The following is a 14,796-nucleotide window of genomic DNA, read 5'->3' as shown; positions in this document are numbered from 1 at the left end:
CCTAGCGGCCGTTCTTACAGAGCTTCGGTATTGGTTTCGCCGGTGCGGATACGCACGGCCTGATCAATCGGATAGACAAAGATCTTGCCGTCGCCGATCTGACCGGTCTTGGCCGACGATGCGATGGCTTCAACAGCCTTGTCCGCAAGCTCGGAGGAAACTGCGATCTCGATCTTCAGTTTCGGCAGAAAGCTGACGGCATATTCCGTGCCGCGGTAGATTTCAGTATGTCCCTTTTGGCGTCCGTATCCCTTGACCTCGGTCACGGTCAGGCCCTGGATGCCCACAGCGGTGAGGGCTTCGCGCACCTCGTCCAGCTTGAACGGCTTTATGATAGCCATCACAATCTTCATCTGGTTTCCCATCCTTTGCTTGTCCTCGGCGCGGAGCCGACTCTCCTTGACGCAGGCTAGATCAATTTGCCTAGCGACCGGACATTGCCATTCAAACTATGTGCCAGTTTGGGAGAGGGAGAATAAGTTATTGAAATGTAAAGACTATAAAGAAATGATCTAATAAACAGGCAAATGAACGGGCGATGTGCGCACAAAAAATGTGCAAAAAAACAAAATCGCCAACGTTTTAGTCATTTGCCCTTTTGCGGATCAACCCTTCTTGGGCGACCGAGGCAATGAGGCGGCCATCACGGGTGAAAATGCTGCCGCGGGTCATGCCTCTGGCGCCGGCGGCACTCGGGCTGTCCTGGGTATAGAGCAGCCAGTCGTCGAGCGTGCAGGGTCGATGAAACCACATCGCATGATCTAGGCTTGCCACCTGAAGCTCGGGATCGAAGATCGACGTGCCATGGGCATAAAGCGAGGTGTCGAGCAGGGTCATGTCGGAGAGATAGGCAAGCATTGCTGCCCGGTAGTGGCCATCTTCGGGAACGATGCCGGCGGCGCGGACCCAGATATGCGCCTGCGGATCGAGCTTCTCCTTCGACAGATAGTGGACCAGCGACACGGGGCGGATCTCGATCGGCCGTTCACGGCCCCAGTATTTTTTCACCATGTCTGGTGCCTTGGCGAGGAAGGCCTCGCGGAATTCCATCTCCCCCATCAGCTGTTCGGGCTGCGGCACGTCGGGAATCGCGACCTGATGGTCGAAACCCGGCTCCGCGAGCTGGAAGGAGGCTGACATGGAGAAGATGGCCTTGCCATGCTGGATGGCGAGGACGCGGCGCGTGGTGAAGCTGGCACCGTCGCGAATGCGCTCGACCTGATAGACGATCGGCACCGAGGGATCGCCGGGCCGCATGAAATAGGCATGCAGCGAATGCACCAGGCGATCGGCGTCGACGCAGCGCTGTGCTGCCATCAGCGCCTGGGCAATCACCAGTCCGCCGAAAACGCGCTGCCAGCCATTCTGCGGGCTGTTGCCGCGAAACAGGTTTTCCTCCAGCTTTTCCAGGTCGAGACGCTCGATCAGGTCCTGCATCGGTTTCGTCTGTTCATGTGGCTGCGACATAATGCATGGCTCCGCTTATAGGCACCCGTTCAAGGCTGATCTATATAGGTGGCAGAATGTCTACAAGAGCAAAGGATTTCGCCATGCTGGATGTGCTGATTGTCGGCGGCGGCTATGTCGGTCTTTCGGTTGCGGTTGCGATCAAGCAGGCTGCGCCGCATCTGAATGTCGAGGTGATCGAAGCAGCCCCGGAGAACGCCTGGACGAAGGATCCGCGCGCCTCTGCCATCATCGCCGCGGCGACGAAGATGCTCGATGTCTTCGGTCTCTGGGACCGTATCGAGCCGGATGCCCAGCCGATCAACCGGATGATCGTCACCGATTCGAAGACATCCGATCCGGTAAGGCCGGTGTTTCTCACCTTTGACGGCGCGATCGAGGACGGTCGTCCCTTTGCCCATATGATCCCGAATGTCAGCATGGTGGCTGCCCTGCGCGATGCCTGCGCCGATGCCGGCATTGCGATCCGCCATGGACTGCGGGCCACCGGTTTTCGTGACGCGGGTCCGTCCGCCGAACTCACCCTCTCGGATGGCGCGACCGTTGCCGCCCGGCTCGTGGTCGCCTGCGACGGCGTGCGCTCTAAGCTGCGCGATCTCGCCGGGATCAAGACCGTTACCTGGAACTACAACCAGTCCGGTATCGTCACCACGGTCGAGCACGAGCGCCCGCACGAGGGCGTGGCGGAAGAGCATTTCCTGCCGGCCGGCCCGTTTGCCATCCTGCCGCTCAAGGGCAATCGTTCGTCGCTGGTCTGGACAGAGCGCACGGCCGATGCCGATCGCCTGGTCGCCTCGGACGAACTCGTCTTCGAGGCCGAACTGGAGAGGCGCTTCGGCCACAAGCTCGGCCAGATTCGCGCAACGGAAGATCGCCGTGCCTTTCCGCTCGGCCTGACGCTGGCGCGCGCCTTCGTCGCGCCGCGTTTGGCGCTGGCGGGTGATGCGGCGCATGGCATCCATCCGATCTCGGGCCAGGGTCTCAATCTCGGCTTCAAGGATGTCGCGGCATTGGCCGAAACTGTCGTCGAGGCCGACCGGCTCGGGCTCGACATCGGTTCGCTCAACGTGCTCGAGCGTTACCAGACCTGGCGGCGCTTCGACACGTTCCGCATGGGCGTCACCACGGACGTCCTCAATCGGCTGTTTTCCAACGATGTCACGCCGGTCAGGGTGCTGCGCGATTTCGGCCTGGGGATCGTCGATCGCCTGCCGAGCCTCAAGGGTTATTTCATCCGCGAGGCGGCCGGCACATCTGCCAGCGAGGGGCCAAGGCTGCTGTTCGGCCAGTCGATCTGAAAGAATTTTTTGCGCCCTGCACAACCCGTCAGATGCCCGCGCCCCATGGCAGCGCCAGCGGCTGCTCAGTCTTCGAGCTTGCGGGCTTCCGACACCAGCATGATCGGGATCCCGTCCCGGATCGGATAGGCAAGCCGTGCCTTTTCCGAGATCAGTTCATTGTGCTCGCGATCGAATTTCAGCGTGTTCTGCGTCAAGGGGCAGACCAGCAGTTCCAGCAGTTTCGGATCGACCAGGCTGGTGCGGTTCTCGACCATCGCGCTCTCTATTGCAGCATGCTGTCGGCATCGCCGAAGGTGCGGGCGAGCACGATCTCGGTAATGGCGATCAGCGTCTCGGCGCGCGTCTTGAGGTCGGGTGCTTCGAGAAGCGCCTGCTTTTCCGCCGGACCGAACGGCGACATCATCGACAGCGAATTGACCAGCGTCACATTGCTGGCGCGCTCGACACTTTCCCAGTCCGCTTCCAGCTTGTTGGCCTCGAGATAGGCACGAAAGGCGGCCAGAAGGCCGACGCGGTCGACCTGGCCCTCATCATCGCCGGTGGTGAGGTCGGTCATGAAAGGCGCGATGTGGAATGTCCGGTAGGGCTTTGAGCCAGCCACTTCGTTCAGCAGCCGGAACCGGCAGATCCCAGAGAGCGAGATGACGTAACGGCCGTCGCCGGTCTCGGTGAACGATGTGATGCGGCCGATGCAGCCCACCTGTGAGAGGGCTGGCCTTTCCGGCAGGATATTGGTCTGCGGCTCGCTCATCGCCGGCTGGATCATGCCGATCAGCCGATTGCCGGAAAGGGCCGCGTCGAACAGCGCCAGATAGCGCGGTTCAAAAACATTGAGCGGCAACTGCCCGCCGGGCAAAAGCAGCACGCCGGAGATCGGGAATACGGGGATAGTCTCCGGCAGGTCACCCGCGGTCAGATATCTGGCATTTCCCACTTGCATCGAAACACATCCTGCCCGGTCAGAACCGGCTTCTAGTCTCTTTCCTTATTTGGAACGCGCGCGGCAAAACTCAAGGCCGCGCGACGGAGTTCGGCAAAAGAGTGGCCGGCGTCACGAGAAGAGAATGGAGGACAGCTTCCGACGCGCCATGATGGTGGCCGGATCCTTCGGTCCCCAGACCTCGAAAAACTGCAGCAACTGGCGGCGTCCGCCGTCGTCATCATAGGCGCGATCGCGCCGCATGATCAGCAGCAGATGTTCGGCCGCTTCTTCACGCCTGCCTTCGACATTGCGGATCTTGGCAAGCTTCATGCGCGCGTCGTGATCGTCGGGATTGAGCGACAGCGTGTGTTCGAGCGCCACGGGGTCGCCGAGCTTGCGCGCTTCGTCGATCTGGTCGAGGCGCTTCAGCTGTGCCTGGACTTCCGGCGCCTTGGTCAGCTCTTCCGGCAATTGCGTCAGCAGTTCGCGGGCGCGGACATGCTGGTTGGCGACGATCATGCATTCCGCCATGCCGGCCAGCGCCTTGACATTGTCCGGATCGGCCTGGAGCACGGCGGCAAACAGCTGCGCCGCACCGTCGATGTCACCTGCGGTCACCAGACCTGCGGCTTCTTCCAGGACAGCGGCGATCTCGGCTGCCTGGTCGGCGCCGGCGGGGCCCGCGACCTTGTCGATGAACTGCTTCACCTGGCTTTCCGGCAGCGCCCCCATGAAGCCGTCGATCGGACGGCTGTCAACGAAGGCGACGACGGCGGGGATCGACTGGATGCCGAGCTGTCCCGGAATGGCCGGATGGTCGTCGATGTTCAGCTTGACCAGCTTTACGCGGCCGTCGGCCTCGTTGACGGCCTTTTCGATCACGGGGGTCAACTGCTTGCACGGGCCGCACCAGGGGGCCCAGAAATCGACCAGAACCGGCTGCTGGCGCGATTCTTCCAGCACGTCCCTGGTGAAGCCTGCCGTCGTCGTATCCTTGATCAGCGCCGCTGCAGGGGCGGAGGCAACCGCGGGGCTCGCTGCAGGGCTGTCGCCAAATTGCGCCTTGGCCGTCATCTGCTGGTTGCCGTAACCGCCAAAAGGATTGCCGTAGTCGCTCATATGCGTATCTCCCGCCTTTTTTCGCCCGCCTGATCAGGGCTGCTGAACTGCCTTAAAGATCGTATGTCAGGCTGTCACTTTCAAGACAAGCGGCTGATGTCCGGTTGCCTCGATGAAGCGCAGCAGATCCTGGCTGCCGATCGAGGTTGTCGCATCATTCGAGAGCGGATGGCCGTTGATGATGTCGTGTTTCATCAGATCGGCATCGAGCACGAACGTGACCTTGTTGCCGGTGTCATTGATCGCGCCGAACGCGGTCACCGAACCTGGCGCAACACCGAGATAGTCCATCAGCTTTTCCGGCTTGCCGAAAGACACCTTGCTGGCGGCGCCGATGATCGTGTGCACGGTCTTCAGGTCGACCACGGCGTTTTCCTCGACGGTGAGCAGGAAGAACTGATCCTTCTTGTCCTTGACGAAAAGGTTCTTCGTATGGCCGCCGGGAATCTCGTCGCGCAAAGACACCGATTCGGCGACGGTGAAGACCGGCGGATGGGTCTTGGTCTTGTGCTGGATGTTCAGTTCATCGAGAAAGCGGAACAGATCTTCCGCAGTCTTGGCATCGGCATTCTGCGGCGGGGCAATATCGGTTTCGGCGCTCATTTTTGCGTTCCTGTTGACGGCTGTTGCGGCAGGTCTAGCGGATTTTGCCGCCAGAGATAGGCCCGCCACCGACACCTGACAATCTAATGCGCGGCAAAAAAGCCCACATTTTCTGGGGTTTGCGAGATTTTTTCAACGGCGCTGCATTTTTTTCGCAGCAATCTTTCATTTCCCTGTTGCAATTGAAAATCGTTTGAGCGATATAGCGCCCGTCGCCGCAGAAACGGCGGCCCACGATCCACTGACTACCCCAGGATCGAGGTTATGAGCGGGTGTAGCTCAGGGGTAGAGCACAACCTTGCCAAGGTTGGGGTCGAGCGTTCGAATCGCTTCACCCGCTCCATTTTTCTTCCAATGACGACATTGACAGAAAATGGCACACCACGGCGTGTTGTGGTTTTAAGTGCATATTTCTCTTATCGTGGATGCCGGAACAGGCTCGCGCACGAACCTGCCCCTTCGAACCCATCACTCAGCTCTTCGAAAACACGTAGTCCGTTTCCTGGCGCAGCACTTCGCCCGGGCGCAGGACTGCATTGGGGAAGCCCTTGTGGTTGATGGCGTCCGGCCAGGTCTGGGTTTCCAGGCAGAAGCCGGCAAAGGCGCCGTAGCGGCGGCCGTCCAGTCCGGGAGCCTCCGGCGCTACCTTGCCGCCGGCATAGAACTGCACGCCCGGCTCGGTGGTGCGCACTTCCAGCGTGACGCCGGAATTGACGCTGCGGGCCAGTGCCACGCTGCGCTTGTCGGTCCTGGCCGACGAGAAGCAGAAATTGTGGTCATAGCCCAGCTGCGCGCCGTCTACCGTCTGCCGGATCGGACGCATCTCGCGGAAATCGAAGTCGCTGCCGGCGACCGGGCGGATCTCGCCGGTGGGGATCAGGCGGTCGTCGACCGGGGTATAGTGATCGGCGGCGATCATCAGGTCGTGGCCGAGAATGTCATCGCGGCCATCGAGATTGAAGTAGGAATGATGGCAGACATTGGCGATGGTCGGCTTGTCGGTCGTGGTCTCGAAGACGATCGATAACGTGCCCTCCGGCTTCAGCGTGTAGGTCGTCGTGGTCCGCGTGGTGCCGGGATAGCCGGCACGGCCCTCCGCATCGCTGATTTCCAGCGTCACGCTGTCGGGAGACAGGCCGATGATCTTCCAGTTGCGCTTGCCCATGCCGTCGGAGCCGCCATGCAGATGGCTGACGCCGCGCTCGTTCAATTCGAGCTGGTAGTCGGTGCCATCCAGCGTGAAGCGGCCATTGCCGATGCGGTTGGCACAGCGGCCCGGCGTGGCGCCGAAATAGGGCGAATGGTTGATGTAGCCGTCGAGATTGTCGAAGCCGAGCACCAGCGGTGCGGCATGGCCTTCCAGGCGCAGATCCTGCAGCGCGGCACCATAGGTGATGATCGAGGCCGTCAGTCCGCCGCCGGTCAGCGTCACCTTGTCCACGGTCTCACCCGTTGCCGTCTGTCCGAATGCCTGCCTTGCCATGCGTTTCTCCCGCTTTTCTGTTGTCTGTCTTACCGTGCCAGTTCGCGGGCTGCTGCCTCCAGGCCGCCCAGCGTCAGGGGAAACATCCTGTTCTCCATCAACCGGCGAATCAATCCGACCGACATCGTATAGTCCCATTGTGGCTCGGTCAGTGGATTGATCCACAGATGCCGGCGGAAATGACCGGTCAGCCTCTGCAGCCAGACCGCGCCACTTTCGGTGTTCCAGTGTTCGACGGAGCCGCCTGGCTGGGTGATCTCGTAGGGGCTCATCGCCGCATCGCCGACAAAGATCACCCGGTAGTCCGGCCCAAAGGTGCGGATGATGTCCTGTGTCGCGATCGTATCGCTATGGCGCCGGCGATTGTCTTTCCACACCCGCTCATAGGGGCAATTGTGGAAGTAGAAATAGTCCATGTGGCGAAACTCGGCGCGGGCGGCGGAAAACAACTCCTCAACGCTCCTGACGTGATCGTCCATCGAGCCGCCGATGTCGAAGAACATCAGCAGCTTGACCGCGTTCTTGCGCTCGGCCTGCGTCTTGACGTCGAGATAGCCGTGTTCAGCGGTGGCGCGGATCGTGCCGGCGAGGTCGAATTCCTCGGCCGCTCCCTGCCGGACGAACCGGCGCAGCCGGCGCAAGGCGACCTTGATGTTGCGGGTTCCGAGTTCGACAGTGTCGTCGAGATTGTGGAATTCGCGGCTGTCCCAGACCTTCACGGCGCGCCGGTGACGGCTTTCCTGCTGGCCGATACGCACGCCTTCCGGATTGTAGCCATAGGCGCCGAAGGGGGAGGTGCCGGCCGTGCCGATCCATTTCGAACCGCCCTGATGGCGTTCCTTCTGTTCGGCAAGGCGTTTTCTGAGCGTTTCCATCAGCGCATCTAAGCCACCCAGCGCTTCGATCAGCTTCTTGTCGTCTTCCGACAGGTGCTTTTCGGCAAGCCTGCGCAGCCATTCGTCGGGAATGGCAACGGTTTCCACGCCGTCGCCGGCCGCCTGCGATACAAGGCCGCCGAAGATTTCGCCGAACACCCGGTCGAAACGGTCGATGAAGCGCTCGTCCTTGACCAGCGTTGTGCGGGCGAGAAAATAGAACCCGTCGATGTCGAAATCGACCAGTCCTGCCTGCAGGCCCTCCAGCAGCGACAGATATTCCCGCAGCGTCACCGGGACCTTCTCTTGTCTCAGCCGCAGGAAGAAAGGCAGGAACATCGGCTTTCAGAGGTTTTTCTGGTAGATGATGAAGGGCGTCTTGTCGGCAATCCTGTCATAAAGCTTGCGGGCTGTCCCATTGAATTCCTGGGTCATCCAGTAGACTTCCCTGGCATTCTGCGCTTCGGCCACCCGATAGACCGCCTCGATCAATGCTCGGCCGATGCCTTTGCCGCGCACATCTGGGTCGGCATAGAGGTCCTGCAGGTAGCAGATATTGTCGATATGCCAGCAGGAGCGATGAAAGAGGATATGGGCAAGGCCGACGGGCCTGCCGCCGACCCATGCCAGCAGACCGCGATACTCGCCGGCACCGCCGGAGATCAGCCGGGCAAAGGTCGCCTGGTAGATCTCCTCCGGCAGTTCTGTCTCGTAGAAGGCCAGATAGGCCTTCCACAGACGCCGCCAGTCGGCTTCGTCGGCTGCCGTGAGCGGCCGGATTTCCACGAGTGCTGTGTCTGGATGGGCCATGGCTACAGATCCTTGCCGATCTCGTTCAGGTCATAGGGCGTCGTCTGGTAGATCTCGTTGATCCAGTTGCCGAACAACAGATGCGCATGGCCGCGCCAGCGATTGAGCGGCGCCAGCGTGTCGTCGTTATGCGGGAAGTAGTTGTGCGGCATCTTGATCGGGATGCCGGCATTGACGTCGCGGAAATATTCATCCGCCAGCGAGGTGGAATCATATTCGACGTGGTTGAACATGTAGAGACGCTTGGCGCGGTCCTCCTGTACCAGGCAGACGCCCATTTCGTCGGATTCGAGCAGGATGTTCAGGCTCTTTTCCGTCTCGATCTCGGCACGGCGGACCTCCGTCCAGCGTGACACAGGCACCTGGAAATCGTCGGAAAAGCCGTTGAGAAACACCGAGGACGGCGCCAGGTTGCGATGGCGATAGACGCCGAATGCCTTTTCCTTCAGCGGATGCTTGGGAACCTTGTGAAAATGGTAGATCGCCGCCATGGCGCCCCAGCAGACATTCATCGACGAATGCACATGGGTTTCGGTCCAGTCGAAGATCTGCGCCATCTCATTCCAGTAGGTGACATCCTCGTAGGGCATGGTCTCGACCGGCGCGCCGGTGACAATGAAGCCGTCGAACTTGCGGTGCTTCACCTCGTCCCAGGTCTGGTAGAAGGACAGGAGATGCTCTTCGGACGTGTTCTTCGCCTTGTGGCCGCCAACGCGCACCAGGGTCAGCTCGACCTGCAGCGGCGAGGCGCCGATCAGGCGGGCAAACTGCAGTTCCGTCTTGATCTTGTTCGGCATGAGGTTGAGCAGGCCGATCTGCAACGGGCGGATGTCCTGGCGGACAGCCACCGTTTCGGTCATCACCCGAACGCCCTCGTGCACGAGGGTTTCAAAGGCGGGCAGTGTGTCGGGAATCCTGATCGGCATCTTACTCTCAACTTTCCGTGTCGCGACGGTGCTGGACCGCCAAAACAAAAATACCGGCAGCTTTGCATATCGCTACCGGTCCTTGGAAAGTGTTGAACTTGCCTCGGCCCTTTAGCGACTTATTTTACGTGGCTGCAAGCCGGCCGGCCAAATCACCACGAAACACCCGCGCTGTTTACGCCTGTCGTGCCTGCAAATCAACGAAAAAACATGGCGCAATGCAGCGCTCGAATGGCATGCCGCTAGCGTCCCTCCCGTCTTGCCAGGAAAGCCAGCCGCTCGAAAAGATGCACGTCCTGCTCGTTCTTCAGCAGCGCGCCGTGCAGTTTCGGCAGCGCCTGTTTCGGATCGCCGCGCAGGTCGGCGGGATCGATATCGTCTGCGACCAGCAGGCGGATCCAGTCGAGCGCCTCCGATGTCGAGGGTTTCTTGCGCAGGCCCGGGGTCTCGCGGATCTCGTAGAACTGGGTCAACGCATTGCGTACCAGGGTCTGCTTGATGCCCGGATAATGCACCTCGACAATGCGAGCGAGCGTGTCGGCCTCGGGGAAGCGAATGTAGTGAAAGAAGCAGCGGCGGAGAAACGCGTCCGGCAATTCCTTCTCGTTGTTCGAGGTGATGATGACGATCGGCCGGACCCTGGCCTTCACCAGCTCTCCGGTCTCGTAGACATGGAATTCCATGCGATCGAGTTCCTGCAGCAGGTCGTTGGGAAATTCGATATCGGCCTTGTCGATCTCGTCGATCAGGAGCACGCATTTCCGCTCGGCCGCAAAGGCGTGCCAGAGCTTGCCGCGGCGGATGTAGTTGCCGACTTCGTTGACACGCGGGTCCCCGAGCTGGCTGTCGCGCAGCCGCGACACGGCATCGTATTCGTAGAGGCCCTGCTGCGCCTTGGTCGTCGACTTGACGTTCCATTCGATCATGTCGAGGCCAAGGGCTGCGGCGACCTGGCGCGCCAGCTCGGTCTTGCCTGTGCCGGGCTCGCCCTTGACCAGCAGCGGCCGCTCCAACGCAATCGCGGCATTGACCGCGATCATCAGATCCTTGTCGGCCACATAGTCGGCGGTTCCGGTGAACTGCATTGTCTGTCTGCCCCCATGCCATCCCATGTCCTGTCTGGTGCAAAACCTAGTGAGCCGCACCGGTTCATGCAAGCGCAAGTCGGCCGTCGACGCGGGTGATCTGTGCTGCTGTCATGCAAGATAAAGCTTGTATTTATGCAGAAATCTGACAGTCTGAAGGGACTTCAGTTTCACATGTCCAGTTGAGGCGCGTCTCCCCCCACAGGGACGGGATCACCGGCGCCGGATGTGTCAGCTTTTTCTTCCTTGATCAAAACAAAGCCGACCACCGTCTTGCGGTCGTCGCCACCAGCCGCCGCAAAGGCGGGTTTGTGTGCCTTCCGAAACAGAAACTGCCCCCGGTATGCGATCAGCGCGTCCGGGCGGCTTTGCTACACCCGCAGCACCCGGCGCGCGGAGGAGACCCTGATGAGTGGACATAAATTTGCAATCGGCGACATGATCTTCCTGAAGGATGGCCCTGTGCGCGTGGCGCGAACGCCGGGTGTCTGCAAGATCACCGCGACGCTGCCCGAAACCGGCGGCAAACGCCAATATCGCGTGCACTTCGAAGCCGAGAATTTCGACCGTTGCGTCGCCGAAGACGATATCGACCCCACCCGCAGCCGGATGCCGAAACAGGCGCCGGCTCAGATGCAGAAGGAACAAGGTCCATGGCTAAAGGTCAACAGCGTTCGAACCGCGAAGTAAGGAAGCCGAAGAAGGACAAGGATAAGCCGGTCTCCTCCGCGCCGACCTCGAGCTTCACCACGCAGATGAAGACTGCCGAAACCACCGGCACCAAGAAGCGCTGACGGGTCCGTGCATCCGACCGTCGCGATCGATCCGCGGCAACGGCTTGCGTTGCCGCGCTTTCATCGTGTTATCTCGCATCAACTGATCTGGTATCGCGTGATAGGCATGACGTGATCGGGCTTTTGCTTTTGGCCCAAGATGGGTTATGGGCAGAGCCATGACGCAGCGCAATTTCACCATCCTTCTCGGCGGGCTTGTCGAACCGACCGACCGGCTGAAGGCCGCGGTCGCTGAAAGCCGTGTGATTGCGGCCGATGGCGGCATGCGCCATGCGCTCGCGCTCGGCCTCAAGCCCGAGCTCTGGGTCGGCGATTTCGACAGTTCTGACGATCTGCCGGTCGAGGATTTTCCCGATGTGCCGCGCATGCCCTATCCGGCGCGCAAGGCTTCGACCGATGGCGAGATCGCCGTCGACGAGGCTTTGTCGCGCGGTGCGACGCGGTTGATCCTGGCCGGCGCGCTCGGCGGCGAACGCTCCGATCATGCGCTGATGCATCTTCTGTCGGCGGTGGCGCTGGCCAAGCGCGGGATCGACGTGGTGATGAGCTCGGGTCTCGAAGAGGCCTATCCGCTTTTGCGTGCGCCGCTGGTGATCGACCTGCCCAGGGGCTCGCTGTTTTCCGTTCTCGGTCTCACCGATCTTGCCGGTCTGACGATCGAGAATGCCCGTTATCCGCTTGCCGATTTCGATCTTGCCTTCGGATCGTCGCGCACCATTTCCAACGTCGCGGAAGGGCCTGTGCGCTTCTCGCTGACACGCGGTGACGCGGTGATCCTTGCCCGCCCTCATGACATGACCGGAGCCTGAAGCCTTGGCGCCTCCCATTCTGAAACTTGACGACATCTTCCTTTCCTTCGGCGGAGCCCCTTTGCTCAACGGCGCCAATCTGCAGATCGAACCGGGCGACCGGATCTGCCTGGTCGGCCGCAACGGTTCGGGCAAGTCGACGCTGATGAAGATCGCCGCTGGCATGGTCGAGGCACAGTCGGGCGAGGTTTTCCGTCATCCGTCCTCGACGGTCCGCTACCTGGAACAGGCGCCGGATTTCGGCGCCTACACCACGGTCCAGGCCTATGCCGAAGCCGGTCTTGGGCCGGGCGACGATCCGTATCGCGTGACCTATCTGCTGGAACATCTGGGCCTCACCGGCCAGGAAGAACCATCCAGCCTGTCGGGCGGCGAGGCGCGGCGTGCGGCGCTTGCCCGCGTGATGGCGCCGGAGCCCGACATCCTGATGCTCGACGAGCCGACCAACCATCTGGATCTGCCGACCATCGAATGGCTGGAAGGTGAACTTGCCAAGAGCCGCAGCGCCCTGGTGGTGATTTCGCATGACCGGCGTTTTCTCGAAAAGGTCTCGACCGCCACGGTCTGGCTCGATCGCGGCCTGTCGCGGCGGCTCAACCGGGGCTTTGGCCATTTCGAGGAATGGCGCGACAAGGTGCTGGAAGAGGAAGAGATCGAGCAACACAAACTCGGCAAGGAAATCCAGCGCGAGGAGCACTGGCTGCGCTATGGCGTGACCGCCAGGCGCAAGCGCAACATGCGCCGCCTCGGCAATCTGCAGAGCCTGCGCGCCGACTATCGCGGCCACAAGGGACCACAAGGCACGATCCAGGCCTCTGTCAGCGAAGGTCGCGAAAGCGGCAAGCTGGTGGTCGAGGCCGACAAGATCACCAAGGCTTACGGTGACCGAACCATCGTTGCGCCGTTTTCGATCCGCGTGCATCGCGGCGACTGCATCGGCCTGATCGGCCCGAACGGCGCCGGCAAGACGACTTTGCTGAAGATGCTGACCGGGCAGATGAAGCCGGATTCCGGCAAGATCAAGCTCGGCACCAATCTCGAGATCGCCGTGCTCGACCAGAAGCGCGAGGATCTCGATCCGGACGATACGCTGGCAAACTACCTGACCGACGGCCGCGGCGAGAACCTGCTGGTTAATGGCGAGCAGAAGCATGTCACCGGCTACATGAAGGAATTCCTGTTCCAGCCGGAGCAGGCGCGCACCCCGATCCGCAATCTGTCGGGCGGCGAGCGCGCCCGGCTGATGCTGGCGCGCATCATGGCCAAGCCGTCCAACCTCCTGATCCTCGACGAACCGACCAACGACCTCGACATCGAGACGCTCGATCTGTTGCAGGAGATCGTCGCCGGCTATTCGGGTACAGTCATCCTGGTCAGCCATGACCGCGACTTCCTCGACCGCACCGTGACCTCGACGATCGCGCCGGCCGATCCGGAAAACCCGGATGGTCGCTGGATCGAATATGCCGGCGGCTATTCCGACATGCTGGCGCAGCGCAAGGGTGTCGAGGACGAGCGCAAGAAGGCCGAAAAGGCCGAGAAGGCCAAGGCGCAGGAGGCTTCGGGCAAGCCGGTCGAGAGCGGTGGCGCGAAGGGCCGGGGCAAGCTGTCGTTCAAGCAGAAGTTCGCGCTGGAAAACCTGCCGAAGGAAATGGAAAAGGCGCAGAAGGAGATCGCTGCCCGCGAGGCGAAGATGGCCGACCCCACCCTGTTTACCAAGGATCCGGCGACCTTCAACAAGCTGGCGGCCGAGACGGAAAAGCTGCGCGACAGCGTGACCCGGATGGAAGAGGAATGGCTCGAGCTGGAAATGCTGCGCGAGGAACTGGAGGGGTAAGGGGGACCGGACGATTTGATGCCTGTGACGTCGTCTGCGAGGTCATGGGCATGATGATACCGAAGTGGTGATTGGCGTCTGCAGTGATGTTTGAGGGACTGCGGCCCGGGGTGCGGTGCTTCCAGTCTGGTGTGCCGGAGCGTTTGGCATTCGTGTGCCGGCGAAAACCCTCTCTGCTTCCGCGATACCCCCCTCCTGTCCTGCCGGCCGTTCGTCACGGCAAACGATTCACTGGATCGTTTGCTCTGCTGCGCAGACCGTTCCTCCCCCCCCCCCACAAGGAGGGAGATCGGCAGGTGGCTGGCCGCTCGGCCAATCGGATACCTTGGACAATTGAGGCCGGTGCAATGAGGCGATGTCTTGTCGTCTGCTGTTTTGGCCTTTGGACCGCGGTCACCATTTTTCTCCCTTGCACTGCGGTCTCGGCGATCTCCCCCCGTGTGGGGGAGATGTCGGCGGAGCCGACAGAGGGGGGCGAACTGGCGCTGAAAGCTCCCATTGAGGCTGTAGCTGCACCCACGCTTCGGACTTTCCACCCACCATCCTCCACCCGCCATCCTCCACTCACATCAATCAAACCTTCAAAAATCCCATGCCGATGCACCGGTCGGAATGTCCTCCTCCGGGGATAGCTTGTCAGTCTCGGACAGGGCGCCAGAAGCAACCTCTGTAAGTTTAGTATGTGGCTCCTTCCGGCGCCCCGTTCGGCGATTTTTGCCGGGCGCATGCGTCTCTCTGGCAAGGCGGCTCTGGCCGGCGTGACAT

The 14,796-nt window shown here is 61.2% G+C and carries 16 protein-coding genes, 1 tRNA gene and 1 riboswitch; of the genes, 6 read left to right on the top strand and 11 right to left on the bottom strand.

The features are described from left to right. Window positions 1–14: 14 nt before the first annotated feature. Together PDO_RS10525 and tesB are read right to left on the bottom strand one after the other, a co-directional pair. Window positions 15–365, bottom strand: a complete 351-nt coding sequence (locus PDO_RS10525) for a P-II family nitrogen regulator (protein WP_007601534.1) — start codon at window positions 363–365, stop codon at window positions 15–17. 217 nt (window positions 366–582) lie between these two features. After that, window positions 583–1,467, bottom strand: coding sequence for an acyl-CoA thioesterase II (tesB, locus tag PDO_RS10520; RefSeq protein ID WP_007601532.1), 885 nt, complete (start codon window positions 1,465–1,467; stop codon window positions 583–585). A gap of 56 nt (window positions 1,468–1,523) precedes the next feature. Here tesB and PDO_RS10515 point away from each other — a divergent pair, with 56 nt between their 5' ends. Then, window positions 1,524–2,765, top strand: a complete 1,242-nt coding sequence (locus PDO_RS10515; protein ID WP_280113367.1) for a ubiquinone biosynthesis hydroxylase — start codon at window positions 1,524–1,526, stop codon at window positions 2,763–2,765. Between the two features lie 65 nt (window positions 2,766–2,830). Here PDO_RS10515 and PDO_RS10510 read toward each other — a convergent pair whose 3' ends face one another. The 4 genes from PDO_RS10510 to PDO_RS10495 form a co-directional block, all read right to left on the bottom strand. Next, window positions 2,831–3,022 (bottom strand): Trm112 family protein, encoded by a 192-nt coding sequence (locus PDO_RS10510; RefSeq protein WP_007601528.1) that lies wholly within the window; start codon window positions 3,020–3,022, stop codon window positions 2,831–2,833. An 8-nt stretch (window positions 3,023–3,030) separates the two neighbouring features. Next, window positions 3,031–3,708 carry an LON peptidase substrate-binding domain-containing protein gene (locus PDO_RS10505; protein WP_007601527.1) on the bottom strand — a complete coding sequence of 226 codons (678 nt, stop codon included), beginning with the start codon at window positions 3,706–3,708 and terminating at the stop codon, window positions 3,031–3,033. A 111-nt stretch (window positions 3,709–3,819) separates the two neighbouring features. Then, the gene (locus PDO_RS10500) at window positions 3,820–4,809 is read right to left on the bottom strand and encodes a thioredoxin family protein (protein WP_007601526.1); all 990 of its coding nucleotides are present in this window, start codon (window positions 4,807–4,809) and stop codon (window positions 3,820–3,822) included. A 66-nt stretch (window positions 4,810–4,875) separates the two neighbouring features. Continuing rightward, the gene (locus tag PDO_RS10495) at window positions 4,876–5,412 is read right to left on the bottom strand and encodes a prolyl-tRNA synthetase associated domain-containing protein (protein ID WP_007601525.1); all 537 of its coding nucleotides are present in this window, start codon (window positions 5,410–5,412) and stop codon (window positions 4,876–4,878) included. A 268-nt stretch (window positions 5,413–5,680) separates the two neighbouring features. Here PDO_RS10495 and PDO_RS10490 point away from each other — a divergent pair. Further along, window positions 5,681–5,755: transfer RNA gene (locus tag PDO_RS10490), tRNA-Gly, on the top strand. Window positions 5,756–5,884: 129 nt separating this feature from the next. Here PDO_RS10490 and PDO_RS10485 read toward each other — a convergent pair. From PDO_RS10485 to PDO_RS10465, 5 genes are all read right to left on the bottom strand, one after another. Beyond that, the gene (locus PDO_RS10485) at window positions 5,885–6,895 is read right to left on the bottom strand and encodes an aldose epimerase family protein (protein WP_007601524.1); all 1,011 of its coding nucleotides are present in this window, start codon (window positions 6,893–6,895) and stop codon (window positions 5,885–5,887) included. A gap of 29 nt (window positions 6,896–6,924) precedes the next feature. Next, window positions 6,925–8,109 (bottom strand): vWA domain-containing protein, encoded by a 1,185-nt coding sequence (locus tag PDO_RS10480; RefSeq protein WP_007601523.1) that lies wholly within the window; start codon window positions 8,107–8,109, stop codon window positions 6,925–6,927. 6 nt (window positions 8,110–8,115) lie between these two features. Beyond that, complete coding sequence (locus PDO_RS10475) at window positions 8,116–8,580, bottom strand: GNAT family N-acetyltransferase (protein WP_007601522.1); 465 nt, start codon at window positions 8,578–8,580, stop codon at window positions 8,116–8,118. Between the two features lie 2 nt (window positions 8,581–8,582). Further along, window positions 8,583–9,506, bottom strand: coding sequence for a homoserine O-acetyltransferase MetA (gene metA / locus PDO_RS10470; protein ID WP_007601521.1), 924 nt, complete (start codon window positions 9,504–9,506; stop codon window positions 8,583–8,585). A gap of 91 nt (window positions 9,507–9,597) precedes the next feature. Further along, window positions 9,598–9,675: riboswitch (SAM riboswitch) on the bottom strand. Window positions 9,676–9,748: 73 nt separating this feature from the next. Then, window positions 9,749–10,591 (bottom strand): AAA family ATPase, encoded by an 843-nt coding sequence (locus tag PDO_RS10465; RefSeq protein WP_007601519.1) that lies wholly within the window; start codon window positions 10,589–10,591, stop codon window positions 9,749–9,751. A 408-nt stretch (window positions 10,592–10,999) separates the two neighbouring features. On the opposite strand from PDO_RS10465, the gene PDO_RS10460 reads away from it, so the two are divergent. The 4 genes from PDO_RS10460 to PDO_RS10450 all read left to right on the top strand — a co-directional run bounded on the left by PDO_RS10460 (window position 11,000) and on the right by PDO_RS10450 (window position 14,031). Further along, window positions 11,000–11,281 (top strand): hypothetical protein, encoded by a 282-nt coding sequence (locus PDO_RS10460; RefSeq protein ID WP_007601518.1) that lies wholly within the window; start codon window positions 11,000–11,002, stop codon window positions 11,279–11,281. After that, window positions 11,245–11,385, top strand: a complete 141-nt coding sequence (locus tag PDO_RS28575; protein WP_007601517.1) for a hypothetical protein — start codon at window positions 11,245–11,247, stop codon at window positions 11,383–11,385. The genes PDO_RS10460 and PDO_RS28575 overlap by 37 nt, the downstream gene beginning before the upstream one ends. A 158-nt stretch (window positions 11,386–11,543) precedes the next feature. After that, window positions 11,544–12,194: a thiamine diphosphokinase gene (locus PDO_RS10455; protein WP_007601516.1), complete on the top strand. Its 651-nt coding sequence runs from the start codon at window positions 11,544–11,546 to the stop codon at window positions 12,192–12,194. Window positions 12,195–12,198: 4 nt separating this feature from the next. Continuing rightward, window positions 12,199–14,031: an ABC-F family ATP-binding cassette domain-containing protein gene (locus PDO_RS10450; protein WP_007601515.1), complete on the top strand. Its 1,833-nt coding sequence runs from the start codon at window positions 12,199–12,201 to the stop codon at window positions 14,029–14,031. The last annotated feature ends 765 nt before the right edge of the window (window positions 14,032–14,796 follow it).

Source organism: Rhizobium sp. PDO1-076 (genome assembly GCF_000247475.1).
In the GTDB taxonomy this organism is placed as follows: Bacteria; Pseudomonadota; Alphaproteobacteria; order Rhizobiales; family Rhizobiaceae; genus Allorhizobium.
Note: the sequence above shows the minus strand (reverse complement) of the source record. Positions and strands in the feature narration are given on the sequence as shown.

Excerpts from the sequence above, each read along its gene's own strand:
- PDO_RS10525 (WP_007601534.1), bottom strand. The coding sequence starts at position 365 with ATGGGAAACCAGATGAAGATTGTGATGGCTATCATAAAGCCGTTCAAG.
- tesB (WP_007601532.1), bottom strand. The coding sequence starts at position 1,467 with ATGTCGCAGCCACATGAACAGACGAAACCGATGCAGGACCTGATCGAG.
- PDO_RS10515 (WP_280113367.1), top strand. The coding sequence starts at position 1,524 with ATGTCTACAAGAGCAAAGGATTTCGCCATGCTGGATGTGCTGATTGTC.
- PDO_RS10510 (WP_007601528.1), bottom strand. The coding sequence starts at position 3,022 with ATGGTCGAGAACCGCACCAGCCTGGTCGATCCGAAACTGCTGGAACTG.
- PDO_RS10505 (WP_007601527.1), bottom strand. The coding sequence starts at position 3,708 with ATGCAAGTGGGAAATGCCAGATATCTGACCGCGGGTGACCTGCCGGAG.
- PDO_RS10500 (WP_007601526.1), bottom strand. The coding sequence starts at position 4,809 with ATGAGCGACTACGGCAATCCTTTTGGCGGTTACGGCAACCAGCAGATG.
- PDO_RS10495 (WP_007601525.1), bottom strand. The coding sequence starts at position 5,412 with ATGAGCGCCGAAACCGATATTGCCCCGCCGCAGAATGCCGATGCCAAG.
- PDO_RS10485 (WP_007601524.1), bottom strand. The coding sequence starts at position 6,895 with ATGGCAAGGCAGGCATTCGGACAGACGGCAACGGGTGAGACCGTGGAC.
- PDO_RS10480 (WP_007601523.1), bottom strand. The coding sequence starts at position 8,109 with ATGTTCCTGCCTTTCTTCCTGCGGCTGAGACAAGAGAAGGTCCCGGTG.
- PDO_RS10475 (WP_007601522.1), bottom strand. The coding sequence starts at position 8,580 with ATGGCCCATCCAGACACAGCACTCGTGGAAATCCGGCCGCTCACGGCA.
- metA (WP_007601521.1), bottom strand. The coding sequence starts at position 9,506 with ATGCCGATCAGGATTCCCGACACACTGCCCGCCTTTGAAACCCTCGTG.
- PDO_RS10465 (WP_007601519.1), bottom strand. The coding sequence starts at position 10,591 with ATGCAGTTCACCGGAACCGCCGACTATGTGGCCGACAAGGATCTGATG.
- PDO_RS10460 (WP_007601518.1), top strand. The coding sequence starts at position 11,000 with ATGAGTGGACATAAATTTGCAATCGGCGACATGATCTTCCTGAAGGAT.
- PDO_RS28575 (WP_007601517.1), top strand. The coding sequence starts at position 11,245 with ATGGCTAAAGGTCAACAGCGTTCGAACCGCGAAGTAAGGAAGCCGAAG.
- PDO_RS10455 (WP_007601516.1), top strand. The coding sequence starts at position 11,544 with ATGACGCAGCGCAATTTCACCATCCTTCTCGGCGGGCTTGTCGAACCG.